We start from the raw sequence: 25,364 nt of genomic DNA on the forward strand, positions 1-25,364 counted from the left end.
GTACGGCGGCTCCGGCCCGCACGTTTTCGTGAAGGGACGCACCGCCCGTGACTCCGCTCCCCTCCTGAAGGAGGGGGCTTCCAGCCCGAAGGCTGCGGGCCGGCCCGAACCGATTGCTCACGGAACGCGCAGACGCCACCAGAAACCAGGGAAGTGATTCCCCCACCGGCTGTGGCCGGCGGTTCCCTCGCTAGGAGACAGATGGCAACCGCCCTGGAGACGGGTTCGTACGACTCCGTGGACACCGGAACGTACGAGGTACTGCGCGACCGGCTCACCGCGCAGGCCGCCGAACTCGCCCGCGGTGCCGAGCTCCTCAACGCCCGCCGGGCCGAGGAGTTCGGCGCCACGCGCCTGGACCTCACCGGCACCGGCCGGCTGCGCACCGAGCACCCCAGCGTGCCCCGGGACGTCGTCGCCGTCGGCGACCACCTGCTGTTCGGCTACAACGGCGTCCGGTCCGAGCCCGAGGTGGGCGACGTCCTCGCCCTGCACGACCGCGAGCTGAACCGGCTGCCCGAGGACGCGGTGCCCGGACTCCTCGACGACCCGGCCTTCGTACGGGAGTTCGCGGCCCTGCACCGCTACTACCGGCAGGCCCGCCTGCTGAGCCTGCGCCGCGTGGACGGCCGGCTGCTGGCCGTGTTCCGGACCGGCGAGAAGGCCGACGACATCCGGGTGCTGCGCTGGACGCTCACCGTCGACGGCCGGGCGGCGTTCCTGGACGCGCGCGGCGAGCGCGACCACGTGCTGCCGCCCTCCCACGACTTCGAGTGGACGGAGGCGGGCCGCCAGGACCACGTGCTGGGCCGGCACCCGCACGTCTCGGTGCGCGGCGAGGTCTACGTCTCCACCGTCGGCGGCAGCCTCACCCTCAAGACCGAGAACGACACCGAGACCGGCGAGGGCATCCACGGCGAGCCGGTCGACGAGCCGCTGCAGTCCCTGGCCGACGCGGACATCGCGCACGCGCGCGTGGGCGCGCTGATCCTGCTGCGCGTCCGCCCCTACAAGGAGGCCGCTCACCGCTACCTGGTCTTCAACACCCTCACCAGGGGGGTGCTCCGCCTCGACGGCATCGGGCAGGCCTGCCGCCGTCTGCCCGAGGACCAGGGCATCGTGTTCCCCGGCGGCTACTGCCTGGCCACCGGCGCCCACAAGACGTACGAACTGGACACCTCCGGCCTGGAGTTCGAGCGCGAGGTGCGTTCGCCGTACGGCGAGGACGTGCTGTACGCCTTCCACGCGCGCGCGCAGGGGCGCAGCCTGCTGCTGTCGTACAACACCATCCGCGAGGAGGTCGCCACCCCGCTGTCCTGCCAGGGCTGGGCCCTGTTCGACGACGGCACGCTGACGGCGCTGCGCACCGACCCCTCGGCGGGCCCCGCCGAGCCGGGTCGCGTGCACCCCCTCCAGCTGTGGTCCTCCCCCTACGTCTCCGACACCCACGCCGCCACCACCGGGACCGGCCCCCTCGGCCGGGTCGGCAACGCCGACCTCGTACGCGGCATCTCCGACTGCCTGTCCATCAGCCGCGCCGTCGCCGAGACCACGCCGACCGTCGAGGTGTACGAGGCGCTGGCCGCCGCCTGCGTCCGCGCCCTCGACAGCCACCACTGGCTCGGCGAGGAGGACCTGGGCGACCTGCGCACCCCGCTGGACGCCGTACGGGCCACCGCCGAGCAGGTGCTGGAGGAGTTCCGCACCGTACAGACGCTGACCCGGCGGGCCGCCGACGCGCTCGAGGCCGCCGCCGAACGGCTCGCCGCGGTGGTGCGCCGGCTGCGCGGCGAGGCACCGCGCGGGGCCGCCGCCTGGGTCGGCGGGATCAGCGAACTCCGCCAGGCGCAGGGCCACTTGCTGACCCTGAAGGAGATGCGGTACGCCGACACCGCCCGCATCGACGAACTCGCCGCCGAGGCGGAGTCCGACCTCGCCACGTTCGGGCAGCGCGCCGTCGCCTTCCTGGCCCGCGAGGATGCCTTCGCCGACCACCACGACGAGGTCGAACGGCTCGTCGCCGACGCCGAGTCGATCGGCTCCGTCGCCGAGGCGGCCCCGGTCGCCGGCCGGCTCGACGACCTCGCCGGCACCCTGCGCACGGTCACCGAGGTCGTCGCCGGCCTCGACATCGGCGACGCCACCGTGCGCACCTCCGTCCTGGAACGCATCGCCGAGGTGCTGGGCGGCGTCAACCGCGCCCGCGCCCTGCTGGACGCCCGCCGCCGGGAGCTGCGCGACCAGGAGGGCCGCGCCGAGTTCGCCGCCGAGTTCGCGCTGCTCGGCCAGGCCGTCACCGGCGCGCTGGCCGCCGCGGACGACCCCGAGGCCTGCGACGAACAACTCGCCGCCATGCTGGTCCGGTTGGAGAACCTGGAGTCCCGGTTCGCCGAGTTCGACGACTTCCTCGGCGAACTCGCCGACAAACGCACCGAGATCTACGACGTCTTCTCCGGCCGCAAGCAGAGCCTCCTGGACGCCCGCGCCCGCCGCGCCGAACAGCTCGCCGCCTCCGCGGCCCGTGTACTGGAGACGATCGCCCGGCGCGCGGCCACGCTCCCCGACGCCGACGCCGTCAGCACCTTCTTCGCCTCCGACCCGCTGGTCGCCAAGGCCCGCCGCACCGCCGAGGAACTGCGCGGACTCGGCGACCCGGTACGGGCGGAGGAGCTGGACGGCCGTCTGAAGGCCGCCCGCCAGGAGGCGGCCCGCGCCCTGCGCGACCGCGCCGACCTGTACGCCGACGGCGGCCGCACCATCCGCCTGGGCACCCACCGCTTCGCCGTCACCACCCAGCCCCTCGACCTCACCCTGGTCCCGCACGGCGACGGCCTCGCCTTCGCCCTGACCGGCACCGACTACCGCTCCCCGGTCACCGACCCGGACTTCGCGGCCACCCGCCCCCACTGGGACCGCCACCTGCCGTCCGAGTCGCCCGAGGTGTACCGCGCCGAACACCTCGCCGCCCGCCTGCTGCGCGAGCACGGCGCGGTCGCCCTGGCGGCGGCCGACCTGCCCGCCCTGGTGCGCCGGGCCGCGGAGGAGGCGTACGACGAGGGCTACGAGCGCGGCGTCCACGACCACGACGCCGTGGCGATCCTGACCGCCCTGCTCCCCCTGTACGAGCAGGCCGGGCCCCTGCGCCACGAACCCGCGGCCCGCGCCGCCGCCCACCTGTTCTGGACCCACGGCACCACCCCCGCGGCCCGCGCGACCTGGACCCGCAGGGCCGTCTCCCTGGCCCGCGCCCGGGACACCTTCGGCCCGTCCCCGGCGATCGCCGAACTGGAGACGGAACTGGCGGGGGCGATCGCGGCCTGGCCGGCGAACGCCGACGGGGCCGCGTCCGCGCGCGGGGCCGAAGCGGTCTTCGCGGGTGGCAACGCAGCGGCCCCCATGGGCGCGAGCGCCCCTTCCCCCGTGGGTGCCCTCACCTCCGCGGGTGCGGGTGCCCCGGCCTCCGCGGGTGCGCCCGCACCGGCCGCCCTGGACGCGGGCGCCGACGCCTCCGTGGGCGCGCACGCCCTCGCCCGCGCTGCGGCCTCGTACCTCTTCGAGGAGCTGACGAGCGGCCCCGACGGCTTCGTCGTCAGCGCCGCCACCCGTACCCTGCTCGACAAGTTCCGCCGCACGGTGGGCAGTTCCGCCTACGACGAGGATCTGGCCGCGCTCGACGACCTCGCCGCGCGCCGTCAGCTGGCCGGGGCGTGGCTGTCGGCGTACGTCACCTCCACCGGGACCGGGATCGCCGCCGGGGACCTGGCCGAGGCGGTGGCCGCCGAGCTGTGCCCGGACCTGACGCGCTACGAGTCCGAGGTCTCCCCGGTGACCACGGCCGAGGGCCTGCTCGGCACCCACCCGCGCCTCACGGGCCGCACGCTCACCCTGCGGATCGACGAGTTCCTGGCCCGGACGAGGCGGTTCGCGGAGGGCGACGTCCCCGCCTTCCGCGCCTACCAGCGCCGGCGCACCGCCCTGGTGGACGCCGAGCGCGCCCGGCTGCGCCTGGACGACCACCGCCCGCGCTCCATGGCGGCGTTCGTCCGCAACCGGCTCATCGACGAGGTCTACCTGCCCCTCATCGGCGACAGCCTCGCCCGCCAGCTCGGCACCGCGGGCGAGACCAGGCGCGCCGACACCGGCGGCCTGCTGCTGCTCGTCTCGCCGCCCGGCTACGGCAAGACCACGCTCATGGAGTACGTCGCCGACCGCCTCGGCCTGATGCTGGTCAAGGTCGGCGGCCCGGCCCTCGGCCACGCCGTCACCTCGCTGGACCCGGCCGAGGCGCCGAACGCCACGGCCCGCCAGGAGATCGAGAAGATCAACTTCGCGCTGGCGGCGGGCAACAACACCCTGCTGCTCCTGGACGACATCCAGCACACCTCGCCGGAGCTGCTGCAGAAGTTCATCCCGCTGTGCGACGCCACCCGCCGTGTCGACGGCGTGTGGAACGGCGAGGCACGCACCTACGACCTGCGCGGCAAGCGCTTCGCCGTCTGCATGACCGGCAACCCGTACACCGAGTCCGGCGACCGCTTCCGCGTCCCGGACATGCTCGCCAACCGTGCCGACGTCTGGAACCTCGGCGACGTACTGACCGGCAAGGAGGACGTCTTCGCGCTCAGCTTCCTGGAGAACGCGCTCACCGCGAACCCGGTGCTCGCCCCGCTGGCCGGTCGCGACCGCCGCGACCTGGACCTGCTGCTCCGGCTCGCCGCCGGCGACCCCGCGGCCCGCGCCGACCGGCTCGCCCACTCCTACGCGCCCGCCGAGGTGGAGCAGATCGTCGCCGTGCTGCGCCACCTGCTCACCGCGCGCGAGACGGTCCTCGCGGTCAACGCCGCCTACATCGCCTCCGCCGCCCAGTCCGAGGCGACGCGCACCGAGCCGCCGTTCCGGCTCCAGGGCTCCTACCGCACCATGAACAAGATCGCCCAGCGGCTGCGGCCCGTCATGAACGACGCCGAACTCTCCGCCGTCCTCGACGACCACTTCACCGCGGAGGCCCAGACCCTCACCGGCGGAGCCGAGGCCAACCTGCTGAAACTGGCCGAACTGCGCGGCACCCTCACCCCCGGACAGGCCGACCGCTGGACCGAGCTGAAGTCCGCCCACGCCCGCGCCCAGGCCCTCGGCGGCCCCACCGACGACCCCCTCAGCAGGGCGAGCGCCGCCCTCGCCCTGCTGGCCGACCGGATGAGCGCCATCGAGTCCGCCCTCACCGGCGGCACCGCCTCCCGGGCCCGGCACGCGGCCGACCGCGGGAAGGAGCAGTGACGACGGTGACGACACTCACGACGGCGATGACGGGGATGTCGCCCTTCCTGGTCCCGCTCACCACGGCGACGCTGATCGTGGCGGCCTGCACGACCGTGCTGGTCCGCCGCGACCGCCGCCGGGCCCACGCCTACCGCAGCGGGCCGCTGCCCGAGGACGACTGACCGACGCCGCCCCCGGACACCGGTCGCTCGGCCGGTGTCCGGGGGCGGACGAACAGCAGGGGGACGGCGACGTCAGCGCGCTCGTGCCGGCCGGCCCGTCACCGCGCCCGGGGCGATGAGCAGCGGGGCCAGTGCGCCGGTGCGCAGCCGTCGTACGAGGGGCACGGCGAGCAGGCGCGCCGCGAGGACGACAAGCAGGGTGACGACGGTGCCCACCAGGGCGCCGACGGCGACGTCGTGGGGGTAGTGGGCGCCGACGTACACCCGTGAGGCGCCCATCACCACCGCCGCGAGCAGGGCGATCGACCCCAGCCACCGGCTGACGACCAGCAGTGCCACCGCGAAGGCGAAGGCGACCGTGGTGTGATTGCTGGGGAAGGCGTAGTCGTCCATGGGGGGACACGCCTCGACGAGGAAGTCGTGGGGCAGGGCCCGGCAGGGGCGCTGCTCCTGGAACAGGTTCTTGAGCCCGCTGTTGGCGACGTACGCGATGACGACGGCGAACGGCGTGGCCAGTACGGCGGCCATGACCGCGTTCCCCTGGTGCCGGGCGCGCCACCAGGCCACCAGGCCGAGGACCACGAACACGCCCATGCCGACGGAGGAGTACGTCTCCGCGGGCCCGTTCAGCCAGGGCGTGTGCCGGGCGAACTCGGTGACGTCGGTGTAGAGGCCGCCGGTCATGGCCGCGCCGTCGAGTCCCTGGGCGGGCGGGGAGGAAGTCGTCATCAGGTGGATCTCCGGGGCACAGAAACGGAATCCTCGGTGAAGCCGAGCCGTCCGAGGGGTGAACGTCTACAGATTGGTAGACGGTAGCAGCCGGCCGCCCGGTTGCCTCAGGCACGGTCCGGCTTGCCCCGGGCCCGGTCCGCACGGAGGCGGGCGTCCCCACAGAGGCGGGCGTCCCCACGGAGGCGGGCGTCCCCACGGAGGCGGGCGTCCCCACGGAGGCGGGCGTCCCCACGGAGGGCCGATGGGACCGCCCGGCGGCTCCGGGGACCGGTCGAGGGCGGCCCCGGCGGGTGGACGAGACCGAGGACGGCTGCGGATCGGGTCACCCCGGCCACGACGGCGGCGGGCGGCAGCCGGCGGCGGTCCGCGGCGCGGCGAGCCGAGGGCGGGCGCCCACCGCTCCAGGTCACTCCTGCCGCGCCGTGGGCCCCTTGCCCTTCTCGGCGGCCTGGGACGGGCGGGCCTGTCCGGCGGTGGGCCGGGTGGTGTTGCCCTTGTCCCTGCCCTTCGCCTTGCCCGGGTTGCCGGGCTGGGCCTGTCGCAGTCGGTCGGCGCAGTAGGCGGCGACGTTGTCCTCGCCGCCGGCGGCCGCGAGGAAGCGTTGCCAGGCCGCCGACTCCAGTGCCTTGCCGCTGCCCTTCACCGACGGGTACGCCCGGCAGTGGGCCTGGACGTCCTCGGCCGTCGGCGGGCGTTCGGGGGCGGGGGTGGCGGAGGGGCCGCCGGGAGTCGTGGGGGACGTGGTGTCGTACGGCGTCGGTGCGGAGGGCGCGGGGGGAGCGGGGTGCGCGGGCCTTACGGGGGCCGAGGCGGAGGGACGGCGTGGTGCGGGGCCGTCTTCGTCCTGCCGGTCGTGGCTCTTCCCGGGCGTGCCGATTGCCGCCATCGCCACGCCGCTCAGCGTCAGGCCGCCGACGAACACGGCGACGGCGGTCTTCAGCGAGCGGCGGGCCGTACCGCGCCGTGGCCGCCAGTCGTCCCGCTTCCTCGTCCGCGCCTGCTGGTGGGTCCCGCTGTCCCGCGCGGCACGGAACGCCGCCAGGGCCTGTTGCTCGGCGGGAGCGTCAGGAGTTTCGGCGCGCAGCGCGCGGCCCAGCGCCGACTGCAGGTTGTCGACGACCGCCGCGCCGCTGTCCGGGCCGGGCATGCGGCTGCCGCCACCGGCGCGTCGGCGGGCGGGGCCTACGCCGTCGCTGTGTCCGTCACCCATACCCGTATCCGTTCCGGTGCGATCGTTGCCCACTGATTCAACGGATCAGACGCCGTCGTTGCTCATCGACTCAACGGTTCCGGCGTCGTCGTCGCTCATTTCGACTGCCTCAGCGTACGAAGCCGCTCCTGCGTCACACCTGTCGCGCCGAACCGGCCGGACGCCGGGTGAGGGAGACGGCGGGTGTCGCGGCAGCTCGCCGTGTGACGTGTCGCCGACCGGTGGGGCCGCCGCCGTCGCCGGGGCGGGGTTCGTCTCGGTCGTGGCGCCGCAACGCAGGAGTGGCCGGCCCGACCAGGAGTCAGAGCCCTTACACGCTCCGACAGTGGCGCGAAAGAGGCCGTGACTAGCTTCCTCTCCATCAGCCGCGGACGTGTGCGTCCACCGGCGCACCACCAGGAGATTCCGAGAGCGCCGGTGAGGGGAACGACCGCGTTCTCGAGAGAGGGGCTATCCGCCGATGACGGTGTCCACAAGTGCCTTCACCCCCGGTCTTCGGGAGCTGGAATTCGTCCGGTCCGTCGACCGGCGCCTGCTCCACCGCCGGGCCCTGTCGGAAGTATTCCTCACCGACACCTCGGCGGTGGACGGTCAGCGCTTCCTCGCGGGCGCACAACTTCCTTCGTCTCACGCCTATTTCACGGATCACGTCGGACACATGGCCGTCGACCCGGTCCTCCTCCTGGAGTGCGCCCGCCAGGCCGAGACCTACGGCGCGCACCGCCACCTCGGCGTCGACGGCGACACGAAGTTCGTCCTGCAGTCGTGGTCGATGCGGCTGCCCGGCCTGTTCACCGCGCGCTCCGGCGACCCGGTGGAGCTGACCATGGAGGTCGCCACGGATCGCCCCGCCGGCGCGAGCGCGGCCGCGCGTTCGGTCACGTACGACATGCGCCTGCTGTTCTCCGGCCGGGAAGTCGGCGAGGTGCGCATGGCGGTCGGCTACCTGTCGTCGGCGACGTACTCCTTCATCCGGTCCAAGCGGCGCGGCAGCCCGCCCGTCTCGTCCGACGACGTCGCGGCCGTCCCGGCGACGGTTGCCGCGCGGGACGTCGGGCGCGCGAGCCCGGTGAACGCGCTTCTGGTCGACCCGGTGCGGGACGGTGACGGCATCACCGCCGGCGTACGCGTCCCCAGCGACAACCCCAGCATGTTCGACCACGCGCAGGACCACCTGCCGGGCATGGTGCTCACGGAGGCCGCACGGCAGGCGGCCCTGCTGGCCGGCGCCCGGCTCCTCGGGCAGTCCGCGGACGCGACCACGCTGGTCGGCTTCGACCTCGGGTTCGTCAGGTTCGCCGAGCTCGACGCGCCGACCACGGTCAGCGCGGTCCCGGAACGCGACGGCGACGGGATGAGGACCTTCCGGGTGGCCTTCCGGCAGAACGGCGAGGAGATCGCGTCCGGCACGGTGGACACCACCGCCGTGCCCGCGTCGCACCGGAGGACGCGGTGAGCGGACGCGCGGCGGTGCTGGCCGGACTCGGTGGCTGGCTGCCGCCGACGAGGGTCACCAACGACGACCTCGCCCGGCAGCTCGACACCAGCGACGAGTGGATCACCACGCGCACCGGGATCCGGCAGAGGTTCGTGGTTCCGCCGGGGCTGTCCACCTCGGGTCTGGCGATCGAGGCCGGGGCGCGGGCGCTGGCCTCGGCGGGTACGGACCGGGTGGACCTCCTCGTCCTCGCCACCAGTACCCCGGACCACCCGTGCCCGGCCACCGCGCCGGAGGTGGCGAGCCGGCTTGGGCTCGGCGAGATACCCGCGTTCGACGTGGCGGCCGTGTGCACGGGGTTCGTCTACGCGCTGGCCACCGCCTCGAGCATGATCAGCACGGGGCTGGCCGGCAGCGCGCTGGTGATCGGCGCCGACACCTTCTCCACGATCCTCGCCCCCGAGGACCGTACGACCAGGGCGATCTTCGGGGACGGCGCGGGCGCCGCGGTGCTGCGTGCCGGACACGAGGGGGAACCTGGTGCGCTGCTCGGGTTCGACCTGGCCAGTGACGGTTCCCAGGCCGACCTGATCACCGTGCCGGGAGGCGGTTCCGAGTACCGCTCGAAGGGGCTCGCCGAGCCGGGCGACTCGTTCTTCGCCATGCAGGGCCGTTCGGTGTTCCGCAACGCGGTGACGCGGATGAGCGAGTCGTCGCGGCGGCTGGTGGAGCATCTCGGCTGGCCGGTCGGATCGGTCGACCGGCTCGTCGCCCACCAGGCGAACATCCGCATCCTGACGGCCGTCGGCGCGGAACTCGGACTGCCCGAGGAGAAGGTGGTCGTCAACCTCGGCCGGGTCGGCAACACCGTCGCCGCCTCCATACCTCTGGCGCTGGCGGACGCGGCGCACACCGGATGCGTCGCCCCCGGTCACCGGGTGCTGCTGTGCGGCTTCGGCGGGGGCCTCACCTGGGGAGCCGCAGCCCTGGAGTTCCCCGAACTGTCCGTCGAACCGCTGCCGGGTCCCCCGGCGCCGGCCGAACCCGCCCACGCGAGGTAGCCGGCCAGGCCGAAGACCCGTGCACGCCGAGCAACCCGCACACACGAAGACAACGCATCGAGAAGAAGGCGAAACCATGAGCGCGATACAGGAAAAGCTGACCGATCTGCTCGTCACCCAGCTCGGCGTGCCCGCCGGGAAGATCGAACCGGAGATCTCCTACAAGGACCTCGCCCTCGACTCGCTCGCCCTGATCGAACTCACCATGATCATCAATCGGGAGCTGGGGACCGACCTCGGCGACGACCTCCTGCAGGGCGAGACGACGATCACCGAGACCGTCGAGATCATCGAGTCCCGGGGTGTGCGGGCGTGACCACCGCGTCGAACGGGGCCGTGGCGATCACCGGTGTCGGACTCGTGACCGCGGCCGGCCCGGACGCGCGGACGAGCTGGGAGCGGGTGTGCTCCGGCCGGCCGACCGCCGCCCCCGATCCCGAACTCGCCGGTCTGCCGGTCGACTTCTCCTGCCGTGTGCCCGGCTTCGACGCCGGGGCGCTGCTCGGGCCGGGCAGCGCCTGGCGGCTGGACCGCTTCACGCAGCTGGCGATCGTGGCCGCCCGCCAGGCACTGGCCGACGCGGGCCTCGACCCGGAGAGCTGGGACGGTACCCGGGTCGGTGTCATCGTCGGCAACTCCCTCGGCGGCACGGCGACCTGGGAGGGGCAGCACCGCCGGTTCCTCGAGGACGGGCCGAGGAGCACCTCCCCGCTGATGATCCCCATGGGGATGTCGAACATGGTCGCGGGGCATCTGGCCATCGACGTCAAGGCGTACGGACCGAGCATGGTCACGGCCACTGCCTGCGCGTCCGGTGCCAACGCGATCGGTCTGGCCCGGGACCTGCTGCGGTCCGGCACCTGCGACGTGGTGCTGGCCGGGGGCGCCGAGTCCGCGCTGACGCCCGCGACCATCACCGGACTGACGCGGATGGGCGGGCTGTCGGGGCGGCGTGAGGACCCGGCCACCGCGTCCCGGCCGTTCGACGCGGCGCGCGACGGCTTCGTCGCCGCGGAGGGTGCGGGAATCCTCGTACTGGAGCGGCCCGAGGACGCGCGGGCGCGCGGTGTCCCGGTCTACGCCGACGTCGTGGGCTTCGGCTGGTCGTCCGACGCGCATCACGCGACCGCCCCCGACCCCAGTGGTGCGGGGATGGAGCGTGCCCTGCGCGCAGCCCTCGCCGACGCGGGGGTCGGCGCGGGCGAGGTGGACCACGTGAACGCGCACGGCACGTCCACTCCGCTCAACGACGTCACTGAGGGGCGCGTGCTGCGCCGGGTCCTCGGCGAGCGTCCGCTGGTCACCTCGACCAAGGGCGTCACCGGCCATGCGCTGGCGGCGGCCGGCGCCATCGAGGCCGCCTTCACCGCGCTGGCACTGCGCCACCGGGTGGTCCCGCCGACGGCCAACCTCACCGAGCTCGATCCCGAGATCGACCTCGACATCCCCACGAACACGGCGGCCGAGGCGGATCTGGAGGTCGCCGTGAGCACGTCGCTCGGTTTCGGCGGCCACAACGCCGCACTCGTACTCGCGGCCGCCTGACAGGAGAGGAAGCGAAAGTGCGCCTGAGGAATCTGGGCAACACGGGAATCAAGATCGGCAGCGTCGGCCTCGGGTGCATGGGCATGAGCTGGCTGTACCAGGAGTCCGCACGCGACGACGACCGGTCCATCCAGGTCATCAACGAAGCACTCGACCTCGGCGGGAACCTTCTGGACACGGCCGACCTCTACGGGGCGGGCCACAACGAGACGCTGCTGGGCAGAGCCATCGCGGGCCGCCGGGAGGAGGCCGTCGTCGCGACGAAGTTCGGCATCGTCCTGGACGACCTGAAGGCGCGGGCCGCCCACCGCGACACCTCACCGGCCCATCTGCGCACTGCGGTCGAGGCCAGCCTGCGGCGGCTGGGCACCGACGTCATCGACCTGTACTACGTCCACCGCATCGACCCGGCCGTGCCACTGGCCGAGACGTGGGGCGCGATGGCCGGGCTCGTCGAACAGGGCAAGGTGCGCTGGCTCGGCCTGTCGGAGGCGACCGTCGCACAGGCCCGGGAAGCGCACGCGATCCACCCGGTGACCGCCGTCCAGTCCGAGCTGTCGCTGTGGACGCGCGACGCCCTCGCGGGCGAGGCGGGCGGGATGGTCGGCTGGTGCGAGAGCGTGGGGGCGAGCTTCGTTCCCTTCGCTCCGCTGGGCCGCGGCTTCCTCACCGGGACGCTGCACGCCGGCCAGTTCGAGGACAGCGACTTCCGCGCCGCCAGCCCGCGTTTCCACCGCGCCGCGATGGAGGCCAACCAGCGCATCGTCGACGTGATCCGTGAGGTGGCCGACCGCCGTGCGGTCACGCCCGCCCAGGTCGCCATCGCCTGGACGCTCGCGCAGGGCGAACGGGTGGTGCCGATCCCCGGCACGAAGAACTCCCGCTATCTGCGGGAGAACCTGGCCGCGGCGGAGGTCCACCTCACCGAGGAGGACCTGGCCGACCTGGACGGACTGCCCCCGGCCCGGGGAAGCAGGTACTGAGCGCATGAGCGGCAGTACGCGACACACCGGCGGCGAGCGCGCGAGCGGGCCCGCGCGGCCGGTCCGGATCGCCTTCTTCGACGTCGACGAGACGCTCATCGGCGTCAAGAGCATGTTCTCCTTCCTGGAGTTCCACCTCGCCGATCCGGATCGTTACCGGGCGGCCGCGGGCACGCTGACGCGAGCGGCGCGGTCCGGCGTGCCCCGCGAGGAGACCAACCGCGCCTACTACCGCAACTTCGCCGGAATGGAGCGGGCGGCGGTCGTCGAGAGCGGACGGCGCTGGTTCTCCGGCGAGCGTCGGCGCGCCGGGTTCTTCCACCGGGAAGCCGTGGGCGAGCTGCGCCGGCTCCAGGCCGAGGGGTACCGCATCGCCCTGGTGTCCGGATCGTTCCGCGCCTGCCTCGACCCGATCGCGGAGCACCTCGGTGCGGACCATGTGCTGTGCAGCGAGCCCGAAGTGGTCGCGGGCCGCTACACCGGCGAGGTGCTCAGCACCGTGATCGGCGAGGGAAAGGCCACGGCCGCCCGCGCCCTGATGGACCGGTCGGGAGCCCGTCCCGAGGAGTGTGCGGCGTACGGCGACCACGCTTCCGACCTGCCGCTGCTGACCTGCGTGGGCCGGGCGGGGGTCGTCGGCGACGACCCGGTGCTCGCCGGGCACGCCCGTCGCCTCGGCTGGATCAGGCTCCCCCAAGCCGCCGGGCCCGAAGCTGCCGGGCTTGAAGTTGCCAAACCCGCAACTGCCGGGTCTGAAGCCGTCGGGCCTGGAGCTGTCGGGTCTGAAGCTGCTGGGTCTGAAGCTTTCGGGCCTGGAGCTGTCGGGCCTGGAGCTGTCGGGCTTGGAGCCGCCGGGTCCGAAGCTGCCAAACCTGCCGCTGCTGGGTCCGAAGCTGTCGGGCTTGGAGCCTCCGGGTCCGAAGCTGCCAAACCCGCCGCTGCTGGGTCTGAAGCTTTCGGGCCTGGAGCTGTCGGGCCTGGAGCTGTCGGGCTTGGAGCCGCCGGGTCCGAAGCTGCCAAACCTGCCGCTGCTGGGTCCGAAGCTGTCGGGCTTGGAGCCGCCGGGTCCGAAGCTGCCAAACCCGCCGCTGCTGGGTCCGAAGCTGCCGGGCCTGAAACGGACGGGCCTGAAGCCGCCGAACCCGCAGCGGCCGGGTTCACAGCCGCAGGCCGGCGGGCCGCCGCCGCGGACCCGGAACCCTGGCCCGCGCGCCTCACCGGATCCGCCCGTCCGGCCCGCTCCGTCCATTCCGCCGGCTCCGTCAGCCCCGCCGGCGCCCCATCGGCCCCATCCACGTCGAGCACGGAGGAACTCACAGATGCGACTCGGTAACGGGCTGGGCATCCGGGCCGTCACGACCTGGCTGCCGCGGACCGTCGAAACCGCCCGGGACGCCCTCGCACGCGGCAGGATCAGCGAGGAGGACCTGAGGAACACCGGCGTCACCGAGGTCCCCGTGGCGGACACGGTCCCGGCTCCGGACATGGCGGTGGCGGCGGCCCGCGACGCACTCGCCGCAGCGGGCTGGGACGGCGCAGGTCTCGGTTTCACCACGCACGCCTGGATCCACCACCAGGGGCACGACTTCTGGTCGCCCGCGCACTATGTGGCGCACCGCGTCGGCGCGGTGCGCGGAGTGCCGCTGGGCATCCAGGTGATGTGCAACGGCGGCGGAACCGCACTCGAGGCGGCGGTGTCCCGGCTCCTGGCGGACCCCGCCACCGGCTCCGCGCTGGTCACCACCGGCGACCGTTTCCCCGACGAGGGGTTCGACCGCTGGGCGGGCGACTACGGCGTCTTCTACGGTGACGGCGCCACCGCCCTCCTGCTGCACGAACGCGACGACGCCGTCGACGAGTTCACGCTGCTGGGACTGTCCAGCGCCGCGGTCTCGGCGGCCGAGGGACTGCACCGCGGCCGGGACGAGTTCACCCCGGCCGGCCGGTGGATCAGTGACCGGATCGACGTCAGGCGCACGAAGAAGGCGTACATCACCGACGTCGGCCTCGACAGCTTCTACGGCGGGGTGCACAACGCGCTGCGCACCGTCGTCACGACGGCGCTGGAAGAGGCCGGCATCGACCTGGACGATCCGCGCATCGGTGTCCTGACCCTGCCCCGGGTGGGCATCAAGGTCCGCCGTGAGACGTACCACCCGGCGGTCGAGGGCCTGACGAAGGCACGCGTCGTCGAACTGGGACAGCGCACCGGCCACTTGGGCGCCGGCGACATGGCGGCGAACCTGACCGCCCTCCGGGAGCGGGAACTGCTCGCACCGGGCGGGATCGCCCTCGCGATCTCGGCGGGCGGGGGTTTCGGCTTCACCTGCGCGGTCGTCGCCCGGCCCGTCCGCCGAGCGACTCCCACCACACATCCCCCAACGCCCCTGGAAGGGAACGTTTCATGAGCACGGCTCGTCCGGACACCGCCCGCGGCAATCCGACGCTGACCCTCGCCGCGGTGTGTCTCGCCGTCCTGGTCCTGCCCGCCTCGCTGACCGGTACCTCGGTCGCCCTGCCGGACATCAACTCCACCCTGCACGTGGGACTCGTTCCGCTGCAGTGGGTGGTCAACGCCTACAACCTGGCCTTCGCCTGCTTCATGCTGGGCTGCGGCTCACTGGCGGACATCCTGGGGCGGCGGCGGGTGTTCGCCGTCGGTACCGTTCTGTTCGCCGCCTCCAGCCTGGTCAGTGCGGTGACGTCGAGCATCGTCGTGCTCGACGTGGCCCGTGCGGTCGCCGGACTCGGGGCCGCCGCGGTGATGACGGCGGGTGCCGCCATGCTCGCCACGACGTTCGAGGGTGCCGCACAGGCCCGCGCCTTCGCGGTCCTCGGCTCGTCGGCCGGTGCCGGCCTGGCGCTCGGCCCGTCGAGCGCGGGCCTGCTCGTCAACACCTTCGGCTGGCGTGCGGTGTTCCTGTCGCACATGGTCGTCGCGGTGGTCGCGCTGGCCGCGGTGCCACTGATGCCGGAGTCGAGGAACCCCGCCGCCACCAAGGTCGACTGGGCCGGCACCACGACCTTCACGTCGTCCCTGTTCTGCCTGATGTACGCCATCGTGCAGGGCCCGCAGCAGGGCTGGACCAGTGGTACGACGCTGCTGCTGTTCGCCTCCGCGGCCGTGCTGATGGCACTCTTCGTCGTCGCCGAACTGCGCCAACGCCGGCCCATGTTCCAGCTCTCGCTGCTGGGGCAGGGCCGCTTCATGGCGGTGTCGCTGATCCCCGTCGCGCTGTCCTTCGGTTTCGTGTGCCTGCTGGTGCTGCTGCCCACGTACTTCACCTCGGTGGCGGGGATGAGCACCAACGCCTCGGGTGCCACGATGATGCTGCTCACCCTGCCCGTCCTGGTGGTGCCGCTCGCCGTCGGCAAGCTGGTCAAGAACGGGGTGTCCACCCGGCTCGTGCTCACCCTGAGCCTCGTGGTCGCCGCGGTGGGCGCCGGCTGGCTCACCCTGATCGCCCCGGACGTGTCGGTGGCCGAGCTGGCCGGTCCGCTGCTGCTGCTCGGCATCTCGATGGGCATGACCGCCGGTCTGGTCGACGGCGTGGCGATCACCTCCGTGGAGCCCGCCCAGGCGGGGGCCGCCGCGGGCATGTTCAACACGATGCGCCTGGCCGGTGAGGCGTTCGCCATCGCCGTGATGAGCGCCGTGCTGCTCAACTCGACGCGCTCGCACATCATCGACGGCCTGCCCGGAGTACCGGGCGCGAAGGGTGTCGAGGCGGGCGTCCTGGCCGACCGCGTGATCAGCGGCGACCTGGCCGGAGCGGCGGGCACCGTCGCCGCCTCCGCCCGCTCCCGCCTCCACGACCTGCTGGCCGGCAGCTACACCGACGGCCTGCACGTCGTGCTGTGGGTGGTCGTCGCGGTCTGCGCCGCGAGCGCCGTACTGGTGGGCGTGATGCTGCGCGAGCCCGCCCAGCAGGCCGTGACCGCCGAGCCCGCCGCCGAGGAGGCGGCCGTATGAGCGCCCCCGCGGCCGCGCTGCCCGTGCTCGTCACCGGCGCGGGACCGGCCGGGCTGACCGCGGCGACCGAACTCACCAGGCGCGGCGTACCGGTCCGCTGCGTGGACAAGGCCGACGGCCCCAGCACCCTGTCCAAGGCGCTGGGCCTGTGGCCGCGGACCGTCGAGCTGATCCATCGGGTCGGCGGGCGGGAGCTGCTCGCCACCCGCGCGCTGCCCCAGTCGCAGATGCGCTACTACTCCGACGGGAAGGTCGTCGCCGATCTCCGCTACCGCCCGGCGACCCGGCCGCTGATCTGTCCGCAGCCGGACATCGAGGAGGTGCTGCGGGCCAACCTCGCCACCGCGGGGGGTGCCGTGGAGTGGGCGACCGAGCTGCTCGGCTTCGAGCAGCTCGGCGACCGGGTCCGGGCGAGGCTGCGCGGCCCGGACGGCACCGAGCACGAGGAGGAGTTCGCGTACCTGGTGGGTGCGGACGGGGCGAGCAGCACCGTCCGCGGACGCCTGGGCGTCGGCTTCGAGGGCTCCACGTACGAACTGCGGTTCGTGGTGGCCGACGTGATGGTCGACACGTGTTTCGACCACCGCATGACGCACTACTTCTGCTCGCCGCGGGGCATCCTGGTGGCCTGCGGCCTGCCGGACGGACGCTGGCGCGTGTTCACCTCGGCGCCCCCCGGGGTCACCCGGGAGGACGTCGACCTGGCGGCGGTGCAGCGCCTGGTCGACGAGCGCGGGCCGGGCGGCATCCGGCTGCGCGACCCCGACTGGATCAGCGTCTTCGACGTGCACGCCCGGCACGCTGAGACGACCCGGGTCGGCCGGGTCTTCCTGATCGGGGACGCCGCGCACATTCACAGCCCGGCGGGCGGTCAGGGCCTCAACACCGGTGTCAACGACGCCCACAACCTGGCGTGGAAGCTCGCCCTCGTCTGGCACGGGCGCGGCGCCGAACGGCTGCTGGACACCTATGTCGGCGAGCGCGGCGAGGTGGCGCGCGCGGTGGTGCGTCAGGCCGACGTGCAGACCAGGCTGTGGCTGCTGCGCGAGCGGCACCAGGTCGTCCTGCGCGACAGCGTGCTGCGGGTCGCCTCCGGCCTGCGCCTGTTCGACGTCGCGTACATTCCCTGGCTCGCCGGCCTGCGGACGAAGTACCGGACCGACGCGCCGGCCGGCGGCAGGGCCGCGGGCTTCGTGCCCGGCGCGCTGGTGCCGCAGCCGCTGCGCGGCCGGCTCGACGACCTGCGGCACACATTGATCCTGGCCGGCCGGCCGGACGAGGCGGTGCGGGAGCTGACGCGGTGGTGCGCGGACCGGCTCGACGCGGTACTCGACATCCGCACCGTGGCACGCCGCGGCCGGCCGGCGCTGGTGCTCGCCCGGCCGGACGGCCACGTGGACCTGGTCACCAGGGACGTCCCGGTGGTGCGAGCACGACTGACCGACCTGTTCCGGCCCCTGCTCGGGGCCCGGCAGGAGGAACAAGAGAAGGCGAGGGCACACACGGTATGAGTCTCATTCCCGACAGTCACAGGGATCTGCTGGAGCGGCCGCTCTTCGGCCACCTGGCCACGATCCGTCCCGCGGGCGGACCCCAGGTGAACCCGATGTGGTTCTCCTGGGACGGCGAGTACATCCGCTTCACCAATACGACGATCCGCTACAAGTACCGGAACATCACGGCGAACCCCCAGGTCGCGGTGTCGGTCAACGATCCGGAGCAGCCCTACCGCTACCTGGAGATCCGCGGCGAGGTGGTCCGCATCGACGACGACTCCTCGGCCGAGTTCTTCGCGCGGCTCGCGGAGCGGTACGGCATGAGGCTGGACGGCCCGCCACCGGACGCCGAGCACCGGATCGTGTACGTGGTCAAGCCCACAGGGGTCAGCCACCAGTGAGCGGGACGACCACGGGCCGCCGGGTCAGTTCCCGGCGGCCCGCACGGCCAGGAGGTCCGCGACGTGGGCGGTGCGCGCGCCGAGCGCGGTGAGCCGGTCGAGCGCCTCGCGGTGCTGCGCCTCGTCCACGCTCGCGGTGGCGTCGGTGACGACCACGACGCCGTAGCCCAGGCGCAGCGCCGTGGCGGAGGTGGCCGCGACGCCGTGCGCGGTGGACAGTCCGGCGACCACCACCTCGGTGACCTCCTCGCGGCGCAGGATCCCGTCCAGTTCGGTGTCCTCGAAGGCGTCGAGCCCGTGCTTGGTCACCAGGTGGTCGCCGGGGCGTGCTTCGCAGCCGGGGACCAGCTGGTTGGGGGCGGCCCCGGTACCGCCGTCCGCGCCGTCGGCCCGTACGTAGCGGACGAGGACGACGGTCGAGGAACCACTGTCCGAGAAGTGATCGCGCAGCCTTCCGCACGCCTCGACCACGGCGTCACCGCCGATCGGCCGCCACGGCATGTCGACGATCCACCGCTGCAGATCAACAAGCACAAGTGCCGTACGGGCGCTGGTCATTGGTTCCCCCAGGGACGGATGATCGGCGGTCCACCGCACACTACCAAGGGGGAGAACAGCCCAGTGGAGAGGCCAATCACGACGCGGGACGGCCTGCGGCTGTGGACGGAGACGTTCGGCAGCCGCCGTGATCCGGCGGTGCTGCTGGTGATGGGCGGCACGGCGCCCGGCATCGTGTGGCCGGACGAACTGTGCCGGCTGCTCGCCGCGGACGGCTACTTCGTGGTGCGCTACGACCACCGGGACACCGGCAGATCGGGGAAGTCCGACGGCGAGTACGACCTGTCGGCGCCGGCGTCGGACGCCGCCGAGGTGATCACCGGACTCGGGCTGGGCCGGGCGCACGTGGTGGGCCAGTCGTTCGGCGGCATGGTGGCCCAGCTGCTCGCCCTCGACCGGCCCCGACTCGTACGGTCGCTGGTGCTGTTGTCCAGTTCCCCGGACGCGAACGGCGACGTGTGGCTGCCGCCGCGCACCGGTCTGCCCGGTCCACGCCCGTCGATGCTGGAGCGGGCGGACCGACTCGCGGCTTCGCCGCCGCGCGGCCCGGAGGAAGCCCTGGCCGCGGCGGTCGACGGCTGGCGGGTGCTGGTGGGACCCGTGGCGCCGTTCGACCAGAACTACTGGAAGGACCTGGTCCGGCGCGTGATGGCCCGTGGAGAACTGCCCGACACCTCCGGGCGTCACCTGAGGGCCCTGGACCGCACGCCCCCGCTCACCGGCCGGCTCCCCGCTCTCGACGTGCCGACGCTCGTCGTGCACGGCGAGCAGGACCCGGTCTTCCCGCCGGAGCACGGTGAGGAGCTGCGCCGGGTGATCCCCCACGCGCGCCTGTGGCGTATCGCCGGCATGGGCCACATCTTTCCCCCGCACTGGTCGTCGACGATCCGGACGCTGATCGTCGATCACCTCCGCCGGTCCTGCCCGTCGGATCCCACGGCCCGGCGTGCCCGCCGGGCCTGACCCGCGCATGAAGGAGACTGTGATGCGTCGTCACCTGACGGGCCGGTCCGCCTCCGTGTATCCGAGGGCACGGGTGGGCGCGGCGTCGGGCGACTCGGCGCACGGCGGCTCCGGAAGTCCGGAGGAGCGGACGCGGTTCCTGCGGGCCCTGCGCAGCCCGCGTCCCCTTTACTCCCTCGACGACGCGGTGCCGTCGGATCCGCTGACGACAACGATCTGCTGGTTCACCGGCACGGCCTCAGCAAGTGCGCCGGGTGCCTGAAGCACCGGAATTCGTTGAATTGTTGAGGAGTTTTCCGTGTGACTTACCGAACAACGCGCCGTCACCGGAACGTCATTGCCGGTCCCTTATTCTGGCAACTGCACAGCCCGATGGTCCCCTCTCGTACGCATTCGGCAATGGTGCCGTGCTTATGCCGGGGGAGGGCGGTGCATACGCCTAGGGGGAAGGCAAGAACCGCATGGTGCGAACGTATTTCGTCCCATCGCCGAGTCCCGTCGCGCACCGCGCCGGGAACAGCTTCGGGATTCTGGGAACACTCTCCGCGTCAATCGCGGGCAAAGAAAAGGCAATCGATTCCGGAAAACTCCGGGTACTCCTGGCCGCGTTGCTGCTGCGGCCCGGATCGGTGGTCGACAACGACCGTCTCGCCGACTGGCTGTGGGACGAGCACAAGCCGTCGAACCCGCGCGGGGCGCTGCACACGTACGTACGCCGGCTGCGGCTGCTGCTCGGTGACGCGAACCTGGTGGAGACCGCCGCCGGCGGCTACCGGATCGACGTGGACGAGGACGAGCTGGACCTGACGCGGTTCCGCCGCCTGACCCGGACCGCGCAGCAGACTCGGACGCCGGAGGAGCGGGCGCGGCTGCTGGCCGAGGCGCTGAGCGTGTGGCGCGGGGCGCCGCTAGCCGACGTCCCGTCGGACTCGTTGCGCCGTGACGAGTCCCCGGCACTCGAGGACGAGCGACTCGGCGTACTGGAGGCGTACTTCGAAACCGAGCTCCACCTCGGCAGGCACGCTCAACTGGTCAAGGAACTGCGCACGGCCGCGATGGACAATCCGCTGCGGGAGAACTTCTGGAGCCTGCTGATGCTCGCCCTGTATCGCTCGGGGCGGCAGGCGGAGGCACTGGACGTCTACCAGCAGGCCCGCCGCGAACTGATCGAGCAGCTCGGCATCGAGCCCGGCGAGCGGCTTCGCGCGCTGCACACCGGAATCCTCGAGTCGGACCCCGCCCTGGCGGCCCCGGACGGGCCGCGCCCCGGTGTGGACGGGGTCGTCACCGTGCCGGCGCAACTCCCGCCGCTGGCGCTGGGGTTCGTGGGGCGCGATGACGTCGTCGACCGGGTCGAGGCGGTCCTTCCCCCGGTGCCGGGCCGTACCGGGGTTCCCGTCGTGGTCCTGTCGGGACCGCCCGGGGTGGGCAAGACGGCGCTGGCGGTGTGCCTCGGCAGGCGGACGCGCGCCGCGTTCGCGGACGGACAGCTGTATGTGAACCTGCGCGGCCACGAGCGGGGCGGGGCGTATGCGCCGCTCCCGCCGGACCAGGTGCTCTCGCAGTTCCTGCGGGGCCTCGGCGTGCCGGCGGAGCAGATCCCGGTCGACCCGGTGGAGCAGGCGAACCTCTACCGGTCGAAGCTGACCGGGAAGAACGTCCTGGTGGTGCTGGACAACGCCGCCGGCGTGGAGCAGGTCCTCCCGCTCATCCCGGGGGACGCGGGATGTTCCGTTCTGATCACCAGCAGGCGTCAGCTCCGCTCCCTCGTGGTCACGCACGGCGCCCAGGTGATCGGCGTCGGCACGCTCGGACCGCAGGAGTCGGTCGAGCTGGTCACCGGCATGACGCGCCAGGCAGGGGTGGAGATCGGGCCGGAGGTGGTGCGCGAAGTGGCCGCCCTGTGCGCGTACCTGCCGCTCGCCCTGCGGATCGCCGCGGCCAACCTGATCAGCGCCCCGGGCGGGCAGACCGACGACTATCTGGAGAGGCTGCGGCGTGGCAACCGTCTTGCCGCCCTCTCCGTCGACGGCGACACGACGTCCGCCGTCTCCACGGCCATCGCCCTGTCGTACGACGCCATGACGCCGGACGACCGCACCGTCTTCCGGCTCACCGGACTGTTCCCCGGCGCCGACTTCACTCCCGCGGCCGTCTCGGTTCTCGCCGACATCAGTGAGGCGCAGGCGCGGACCGGCCTGAGCCGGCTGGAGACCGCGAGCCTGCTGCAGCAGACCGCTCCGGGGCGCTACCAATTCCACGACCTGCTGCGCGAGTACGCGCAGGACCGTGCGCTCGAGGAGCACTCGGCGCAGGAGCGGGCCGAGGCCCTGGAGCGGCTCGGCCGGTGGTATCTCGCGGGCGCGTGCGCTGCCGCCGATGTGCTGTACTCGGAGTTCGTCCGCCTCGCCGAGCCGGCCCGGCCGAACGCGACCTTCGACGCGCCGCGGTTCCGGGACGAGAGCCATGCGATGGCCTGGCTGCTGGCCGAGCGGCGCAACCTGATGGCCTGTGTGCGCCACTTCGGCACACACGGTCCGCACCACCTGTCCTGGCACCTGGCCGACGCGCTGCGCGGCTTCTTCTGGACGGGCAAGTACCGCACCGAGTGGGACGAGACGACCCGCATCGGCCTGTCCGCCGCCGAGTCCACCGACGACGAGCCCGGTATCGCGGCCATGCACCGCAGCCTCGCCAACCTGTACAACACGCTGGGCGACTACGAACGCGCCATCGCACACCAGAAGCAGAGCCTCGCACTGCACGACCGGCTCGGCATGGCCGAGGAGGTCGCGGCCACGCTCAACAACATGAGCCTCGCCCACCTCAGCCTGGGCCGGGGCGCGCAGGCCGAGAAGGCGGCGCGGCAAGCGCTCGACGTCGCGCACAGTATCCGCTCGCCCCGTCTCGAGGCCACCACGCAGGGCCTGCTGGGGTTCATCCACTGGACGCAGGGCGACATGGCGCGTGCCACCGCGTGCCTCACGGCGTCGCTGGCCACGGCCGGCCCTCTCGGCCTGCACCACATCACCTCCTACAGCCTGCGCAACCTGGGCCTGGTGCGCCAGGCCACCGGAGAACTGCCCAGGGCGCGGTCCTGTTTCACGCGCGCGTTGAAGGCCTCCGAGTCCATCGACTCCTCCTACGACAGGAGCATCTCGTTGTACGGGCTCGCACTGGTCGACCTGGACCTCGGCCGGCACGAGACCGCGCTGGAGTCGGCGCGGCGGGCGCTGAGTTCGTTCCAGGAGTGCGGCGACCGCACCTACGAGGTGGAGACGTTGTGCCTGCTGTCGGCCATCAGCGCGGGTCTCGACGCACTGGAGGAGTCGGCCCGTTACGCGGGCATGGCGCTCGACGGGGCCCGGCAGATCCGGTACGTCGACGGCGAGGCGTACGCGCTGGCACGCCTCGCCGTCACCGACCGGTTGCTGGGCCGCGAGGAGGCCGCAGGACACGCCGAGGCGGCCCGCTCCCTGGCCGAGGCCGGCGCGAACCCCATCGCCTGCAGCAAGGTCCTCCTGGAACTGGCCCCGCTGTACCTGAGCCTGCGCGACCCGGACCGCGCCGAGGAGTGCGCGCAGTCGGCGCTCGCCCTGTCACAACCGACCGCGCAGCGCCTGAACGTCGCCAGGGCCGAGCACGTCCTGGGCGCCGTCGCCGCCCTCGCCGGCGACCACGCGTCGGCACGCGCGTACTGGAACCGGGCCCTGGAGGCATTGACCGAGATCGGCGCCGCCGAGGCCGACGACGTACGCGCCCGGCTCGAAGCCGGCCCGTCACCCTCACCACAGACCAGGACGACCAGGACGACCAGGACGACCAAGACGACTAGGACGACATGGTGAACAGCCTTGCGACTGCGGCGAGTCCAGCACACACGAGGCGGGGCGGGCTGCGCCGGACGGTTGCCGCCTCGGTCGGCAATGCCATGGAATGGTTCGACTGGGGCGTGTTCGTCACGTTCGCCGCGCTGCTCGGCGAGCAGCTCCAGCCGGCCGGCAGCGCGGCCACGAACGTCCTGCGGACCTTGTCGGTGTTCGCCGTCGGGTTCCTGTTCCGGCCGCTCGGCGGGGCGCTGATCGGCGCGTACTGCGACCGCCGCGGCCGCAGCGCCGCCCTGCGGCTGTCCCTGCTGACGATGGCGGGCGGCAGCCTCCTGATCGCGCTCATCCCGCCCTACCGGACCGTCGGCGTCCTGGCCCCGGTACTGCTGGTGACGGCCAGGGCGTTGCAGGGACTGTCCGCGGGCGGCGAGGGCGCGGCGATGAGCACGTACGTCAACGAGACGGCCCCGGCCGGGCGCCGGGGCCTGTACTCCAGCGCCATCTACATCAGCACCACGCTCGGTACGCTCGCGGCCACCTTGTTCGCGCTGCTGCTGCACACCACGCTCACCCCCGCACAGCTGGGCAGCTGGGGCTGGCGCGTCCCTTTCGCGCTCGGCGCGCTGCTGGCTCTGTACGGCTGGTACCTGCGCGGCCGGATGGGTGAGACGCCCGTCTTCGGCACGGTGCGCGAGCGACCGCGCAACCCCGCGTGGCAGGTGGTGCGCACGCACCCGCGCGCGGCGGTTCGCGTGGTCGGCTTCACCCTGGGGGCGACCGTCGTCTACTACACCTTCGCCTCCTACCTGCCCCTGTACTCCCAGCTCCGGTACGGGATGCCGGCGAACACCGCGCTGTGGGCCGCGGTCGCCGCGCAGACGGTGTTCATGGCCGCGCTGCCCGTGCTCGGCATGGCCGCCGACCGGTTCGGGCGCCGCCCGCTGCTGCTGGTGTTCGGCTGCGGGTTCACCTGCCTGTCCCCGCTGTTCCTGGGGGTCCTGTCGGGCTCCGCCGTGCGGCTGTTCGTGGTGATGACGGCGGCGCTGCTGCTGTTCGGCTGCTACGCGGCGGCCGCGCCGGCGGCGACGCTGGAGATGTTCCCCACCGCCCTGCGGTCCAGCGGCGTCGGGCTGCCGTACGCACTGACGGTGGCCGTGTTCGGCGGCACGGCCCCCTATCTGAACGAGTACCTCGTCACACGCGGCCACGCCGACTGGTACCCGTGGTACGTGGCGGCTCTCTGCCTGCTCAGCACCGTTTCGTTCGCCCGGTACCGGGAGACGAAGGACGTGAACCTGGCGACCGTCGGCCGTACTTGACCACGACGTGGGCCTGGTCTTTCATCGGATCTCCTCCAGCGAACCCCGGGCCACCGGCTGGGCGAACAGCTGGAGCGTGGCCTTGCCGGCCGCGGTCACCGGCTCGGTCGTGGTGTTCGCCCTGGTCGACCGGCTGCGACCTCATCCGGACCGGCTGCTCGCCGACACCACGGCGACCGCGGCGGGGCTGGTCGTCGCGATGGCCGTGTTCACGGTCGGCTCCCGCGTGCGGCGGAGGGCCTGACGCGCCGTACGGACGCGGGGACCGGTGCGGTGGCCGACGTGTTCTGGGACTGCGTGCCCTCTGGCACCGCTGCCGGGGAGCCGGCGCCGTACTGCTCGGCGTCGCTCTGCTCCTCGCCGCCGGAGCGGCCGGCGGTCCGCGCTGCGGGCGGCCCGGCTCATGCGGGCCGCGCA

20 protein-coding genes are annotated in these 25,364 nt (G+C 73.0%); 17 read left to right on the forward strand and 3 right to left on the reverse strand.

What is annotated here, in order from left to right; all coding sequences use genetic code 11:
• Nucleotides 1-201 precede the first annotated feature (201 nt).
• Nucleotides 202-5,277: a DNA repair ATPase gene (locus ACX25U_RS18315; protein ID WP_454393414.1), complete on the forward strand. Its 5,076-nt coding sequence runs from the start codon at nucleotides 202-204 to the stop codon at nucleotides 5,275-5,277.
• 5 nt (nucleotides 5,278-5,282) lie between these two features.
• Nucleotides 5,283-5,441, forward strand: a complete 159-nt coding sequence (locus ACX25U_RS18320; RefSeq protein WP_454393416.1) for a hypothetical protein — start codon at nucleotides 5,283-5,285, stop codon at nucleotides 5,439-5,441.
• A gap of 72 nt (nucleotides 5,442-5,513) precedes the next feature.
• On the opposite strand, the gene ACX25U_RS18325 is transcribed toward ACX25U_RS18320, so the two are convergent.
• On the reverse strand, nucleotides 5,514-6,170 hold the full coding sequence (locus ACX25U_RS18325) for a phosphatase PAP2 family protein (protein ID WP_454393418.1): 657 nt from the start codon (nucleotides 6,168-6,170) through the stop codon (nucleotides 5,514-5,516).
• Between the two features lie 409 nt (nucleotides 6,171-6,579).
• Complete coding sequence (locus ACX25U_RS18330; RefSeq protein ID WP_454393420.1) at nucleotides 6,580-7,383, reverse strand: hypothetical protein; 804 nt, start codon at nucleotides 7,381-7,383, stop codon at nucleotides 6,580-6,582.
• A gap of 460 nt (nucleotides 7,384-7,843) precedes the next feature.
• Here ACX25U_RS18330 and ACX25U_RS18335 point away from each other — a divergent pair, with 460 nt between their 5' ends.
• The 10 genes from ACX25U_RS18335 to ACX25U_RS18380 all read left to right on the forward strand — a co-directional run bounded on the left by ACX25U_RS18335 (nucleotide 7,844) and on the right by ACX25U_RS18380 (nucleotide 18,280).
• Complete coding sequence (locus tag ACX25U_RS18335) at nucleotides 7,844-8,839, forward strand: AfsA-related hotdog domain-containing protein (protein WP_454393422.1); 996 nt, start codon at nucleotides 7,844-7,846, stop codon at nucleotides 8,837-8,839.
• Complete coding sequence (locus tag ACX25U_RS18340; RefSeq protein WP_454393424.1) at nucleotides 8,836-9,882, forward strand: beta-ketoacyl-ACP synthase III; 1,047 nt, start codon at nucleotides 8,836-8,838, stop codon at nucleotides 9,880-9,882. Before ACX25U_RS18335 ends, ACX25U_RS18340 begins: the two co-directional genes overlap by 4 nt.
• 76 nt (nucleotides 9,883-9,958) lie before the next feature.
• A complete protein-coding gene (locus ACX25U_RS18345; protein ID WP_454393426.1) occupies nucleotides 9,959-10,198 on the forward strand; it encodes an acyl carrier protein in 240 nt (79 codons plus the stop codon).
• The gene (locus ACX25U_RS18350; protein ID WP_454393428.1) at nucleotides 10,195-11,427 is read left to right on the forward strand and encodes a beta-ketoacyl-[acyl-carrier-protein] synthase family protein; all 1,233 of its coding nucleotides are present in this window, start codon (nucleotides 10,195-10,197) and stop codon (nucleotides 11,425-11,427) included. Before ACX25U_RS18345 ends, ACX25U_RS18350 begins: the two co-directional genes overlap by 4 nt.
• 17 nt (nucleotides 11,428-11,444) lie before the next feature.
• Nucleotides 11,445-12,410 (forward strand): aldo/keto reductase, encoded by a 966-nt coding sequence (locus ACX25U_RS18355; protein WP_454393430.1) that lies wholly within the window; start codon nucleotides 11,445-11,447, stop codon nucleotides 12,408-12,410.
• A gap of 4 nt (nucleotides 12,411-12,414) precedes the next feature.
• Nucleotides 12,415-13,743 carry an HAD-IB family hydrolase gene (locus ACX25U_RS18360; protein ID WP_454393432.1) on the forward strand — a complete coding sequence of 443 codons (1,329 nt, stop codon included), beginning with the start codon at nucleotides 12,415-12,417 and terminating at the stop codon, nucleotides 13,741-13,743.
• Nucleotides 13,730-14,818, forward strand: coding sequence for a 3-oxoacyl-ACP synthase (locus ACX25U_RS18365; protein WP_454393434.1), 1,089 nt, complete (start codon nucleotides 13,730-13,732; stop codon nucleotides 14,816-14,818). Before ACX25U_RS18360 ends, ACX25U_RS18365 begins: the two co-directional genes overlap by 14 nt.
• A complete protein-coding gene (locus tag ACX25U_RS18370; RefSeq protein ID WP_454393436.1) occupies nucleotides 14,815-16,383 on the forward strand; it encodes an MFS transporter in 1,569 nt (522 codons plus the stop codon). The genes ACX25U_RS18365 and ACX25U_RS18370 overlap by 4 nt, the downstream gene beginning before the upstream one ends.
• Nucleotides 16,380-17,894 (forward strand): FAD-dependent monooxygenase, encoded by a 1,515-nt coding sequence (locus tag ACX25U_RS18375; protein ID WP_454393438.1) that lies wholly within the window; start codon nucleotides 16,380-16,382, stop codon nucleotides 17,892-17,894. Before ACX25U_RS18370 ends, ACX25U_RS18375 begins: the two co-directional genes overlap by 4 nt.
• Nucleotides 17,891-18,280 (forward strand): PPOX class F420-dependent oxidoreductase, encoded by a 390-nt coding sequence (locus ACX25U_RS18380; protein ID WP_454393440.1) that lies wholly within the window; start codon nucleotides 17,891-17,893, stop codon nucleotides 18,278-18,280. The genes ACX25U_RS18375 and ACX25U_RS18380 overlap by 4 nt, the downstream gene beginning before the upstream one ends.
• A gap of 24 nt (nucleotides 18,281-18,304) precedes the next feature.
• Here the strand turns inward: ACX25U_RS18380 and ACX25U_RS18385 are convergent, their stop codons facing one another.
• Nucleotides 18,305-18,838 carry a cysteine hydrolase family protein gene (locus ACX25U_RS18385; protein ID WP_454393442.1) on the reverse strand — a complete coding sequence of 178 codons (534 nt, stop codon included), beginning with the start codon at nucleotides 18,836-18,838 and terminating at the stop codon, nucleotides 18,305-18,307.
• A 63-nt stretch (nucleotides 18,839-18,901) separates the two neighbouring features.
• On the opposite strand from ACX25U_RS18385, the gene ACX25U_RS18390 reads away from it, so the two are divergent.
• The 5 genes from ACX25U_RS18390 (at nucleotide 18,902) to ACX25U_RS18410 (ending at nucleotide 25,191) form a co-directional block, all read left to right on the forward strand.
• The gene (locus ACX25U_RS18390; RefSeq protein ID WP_454393444.1) at nucleotides 18,902-19,801 is read left to right on the forward strand and encodes an alpha/beta fold hydrolase; all 900 of its coding nucleotides are present in this window, start codon (nucleotides 18,902-18,904) and stop codon (nucleotides 19,799-19,801) included.
• A 22-nt stretch (nucleotides 19,802-19,823) separates the two neighbouring features.
• Entirely contained in the window at nucleotides 19,824-20,063 is a 240-nt protein-coding gene (locus ACX25U_RS18395) for a hypothetical protein (RefSeq protein ID WP_454393446.1), read from the forward strand.
• A gap of 199 nt (nucleotides 20,064-20,262) precedes the next feature.
• Nucleotides 20,263-23,649, forward strand: coding sequence for a BTAD domain-containing putative transcriptional regulator (locus tag ACX25U_RS18400; RefSeq protein WP_454393448.1), 3,387 nt, complete (start codon nucleotides 20,263-20,265; stop codon nucleotides 23,647-23,649).
• Nucleotides 23,643-24,947 carry an MFS transporter gene (locus tag ACX25U_RS18405; RefSeq protein ID WP_454393450.1) on the forward strand — a complete coding sequence of 435 codons (1,305 nt, stop codon included), beginning with the start codon at nucleotides 23,643-23,645 and terminating at the stop codon, nucleotides 24,945-24,947. Before ACX25U_RS18400 ends, ACX25U_RS18405 begins: the two co-directional genes overlap by 7 nt.
• A 7-nt stretch (nucleotides 24,948-24,954) precedes the next feature.
• Nucleotides 24,955-25,191 (forward strand): hypothetical protein, encoded by a 237-nt coding sequence (locus tag ACX25U_RS18410; protein WP_454393452.1) that lies wholly within the window; start codon nucleotides 24,955-24,957, stop codon nucleotides 25,189-25,191.
• The last annotated feature ends 173 nt before the right edge of the window (nucleotides 25,192-25,364 follow it).

Source organism: Streptomyces sp. JNUCC 63 (assembly GCF_054366325.1).

Coding starts and splice junctions, on each gene's coding strand:
- ACX25U_RS18335 (WP_454393422.1), top strand. CDS start 7,844: ATGACGGTGTCCACAAGTGCCTTCACCCCCGGTCTTCGGGAGCTGGAA.
- ACX25U_RS18385 (WP_454393442.1), bottom strand. CDS start 18,838: ATGACCAGCGCCCGTACGGCACTTGTGCTTGTTGATCTGCAGCGGTGG.
- ACX25U_RS18375 (WP_454393438.1), top strand. CDS start 16,380: ATGAGCGCCCCCGCGGCCGCGCTGCCCGTGCTCGTCACCGGCGCGGGA.
- ACX25U_RS18330 (WP_454393420.1), bottom strand. CDS start 7,383: ATGGGTGACGGACACAGCGACGGCGTAGGCCCCGCCCGCCGACGCGCC.
- ACX25U_RS18405 (WP_454393450.1), top strand. CDS start 23,643: ATGGTGAACAGCCTTGCGACTGCGGCGAGTCCAGCACACACGAGGCGG.
- ACX25U_RS18365 (WP_454393434.1), top strand. CDS start 13,730: ATGCGACTCGGTAACGGGCTGGGCATCCGGGCCGTCACGACCTGGCTG.
- ACX25U_RS18325 (WP_454393418.1), bottom strand. CDS start 6,170: ATGACGACTTCCTCCCCGCCCGCCCAGGGACTCGACGGCGCGGCCATG.
- ACX25U_RS18370 (WP_454393436.1), top strand. CDS start 14,815: ATGAGCACGGCTCGTCCGGACACCGCCCGCGGCAATCCGACGCTGACC.
- ACX25U_RS18395 (WP_454393446.1), top strand. CDS start 19,824: ATGCGTCGTCACCTGACGGGCCGGTCCGCCTCCGTGTATCCGAGGGCA.
- ACX25U_RS18315 (WP_454393414.1), top strand. CDS start 202: ATGGCAACCGCCCTGGAGACGGGTTCGTACGACTCCGTGGACACCGGA.
- ACX25U_RS18345 (WP_454393426.1), top strand. CDS start 9,959: ATGAGCGCGATACAGGAAAAGCTGACCGATCTGCTCGTCACCCAGCTC.
- ACX25U_RS18380 (WP_454393440.1), top strand. CDS start 17,891: ATGAGTCTCATTCCCGACAGTCACAGGGATCTGCTGGAGCGGCCGCTC.
- ACX25U_RS18400 (WP_454393448.1), top strand. CDS start 20,263: ATGGTGCGAACGTATTTCGTCCCATCGCCGAGTCCCGTCGCGCACCGC.
- ACX25U_RS18360 (WP_454393432.1), top strand. CDS start 12,415: ATGAGCGGCAGTACGCGACACACCGGCGGCGAGCGCGCGAGCGGGCCC.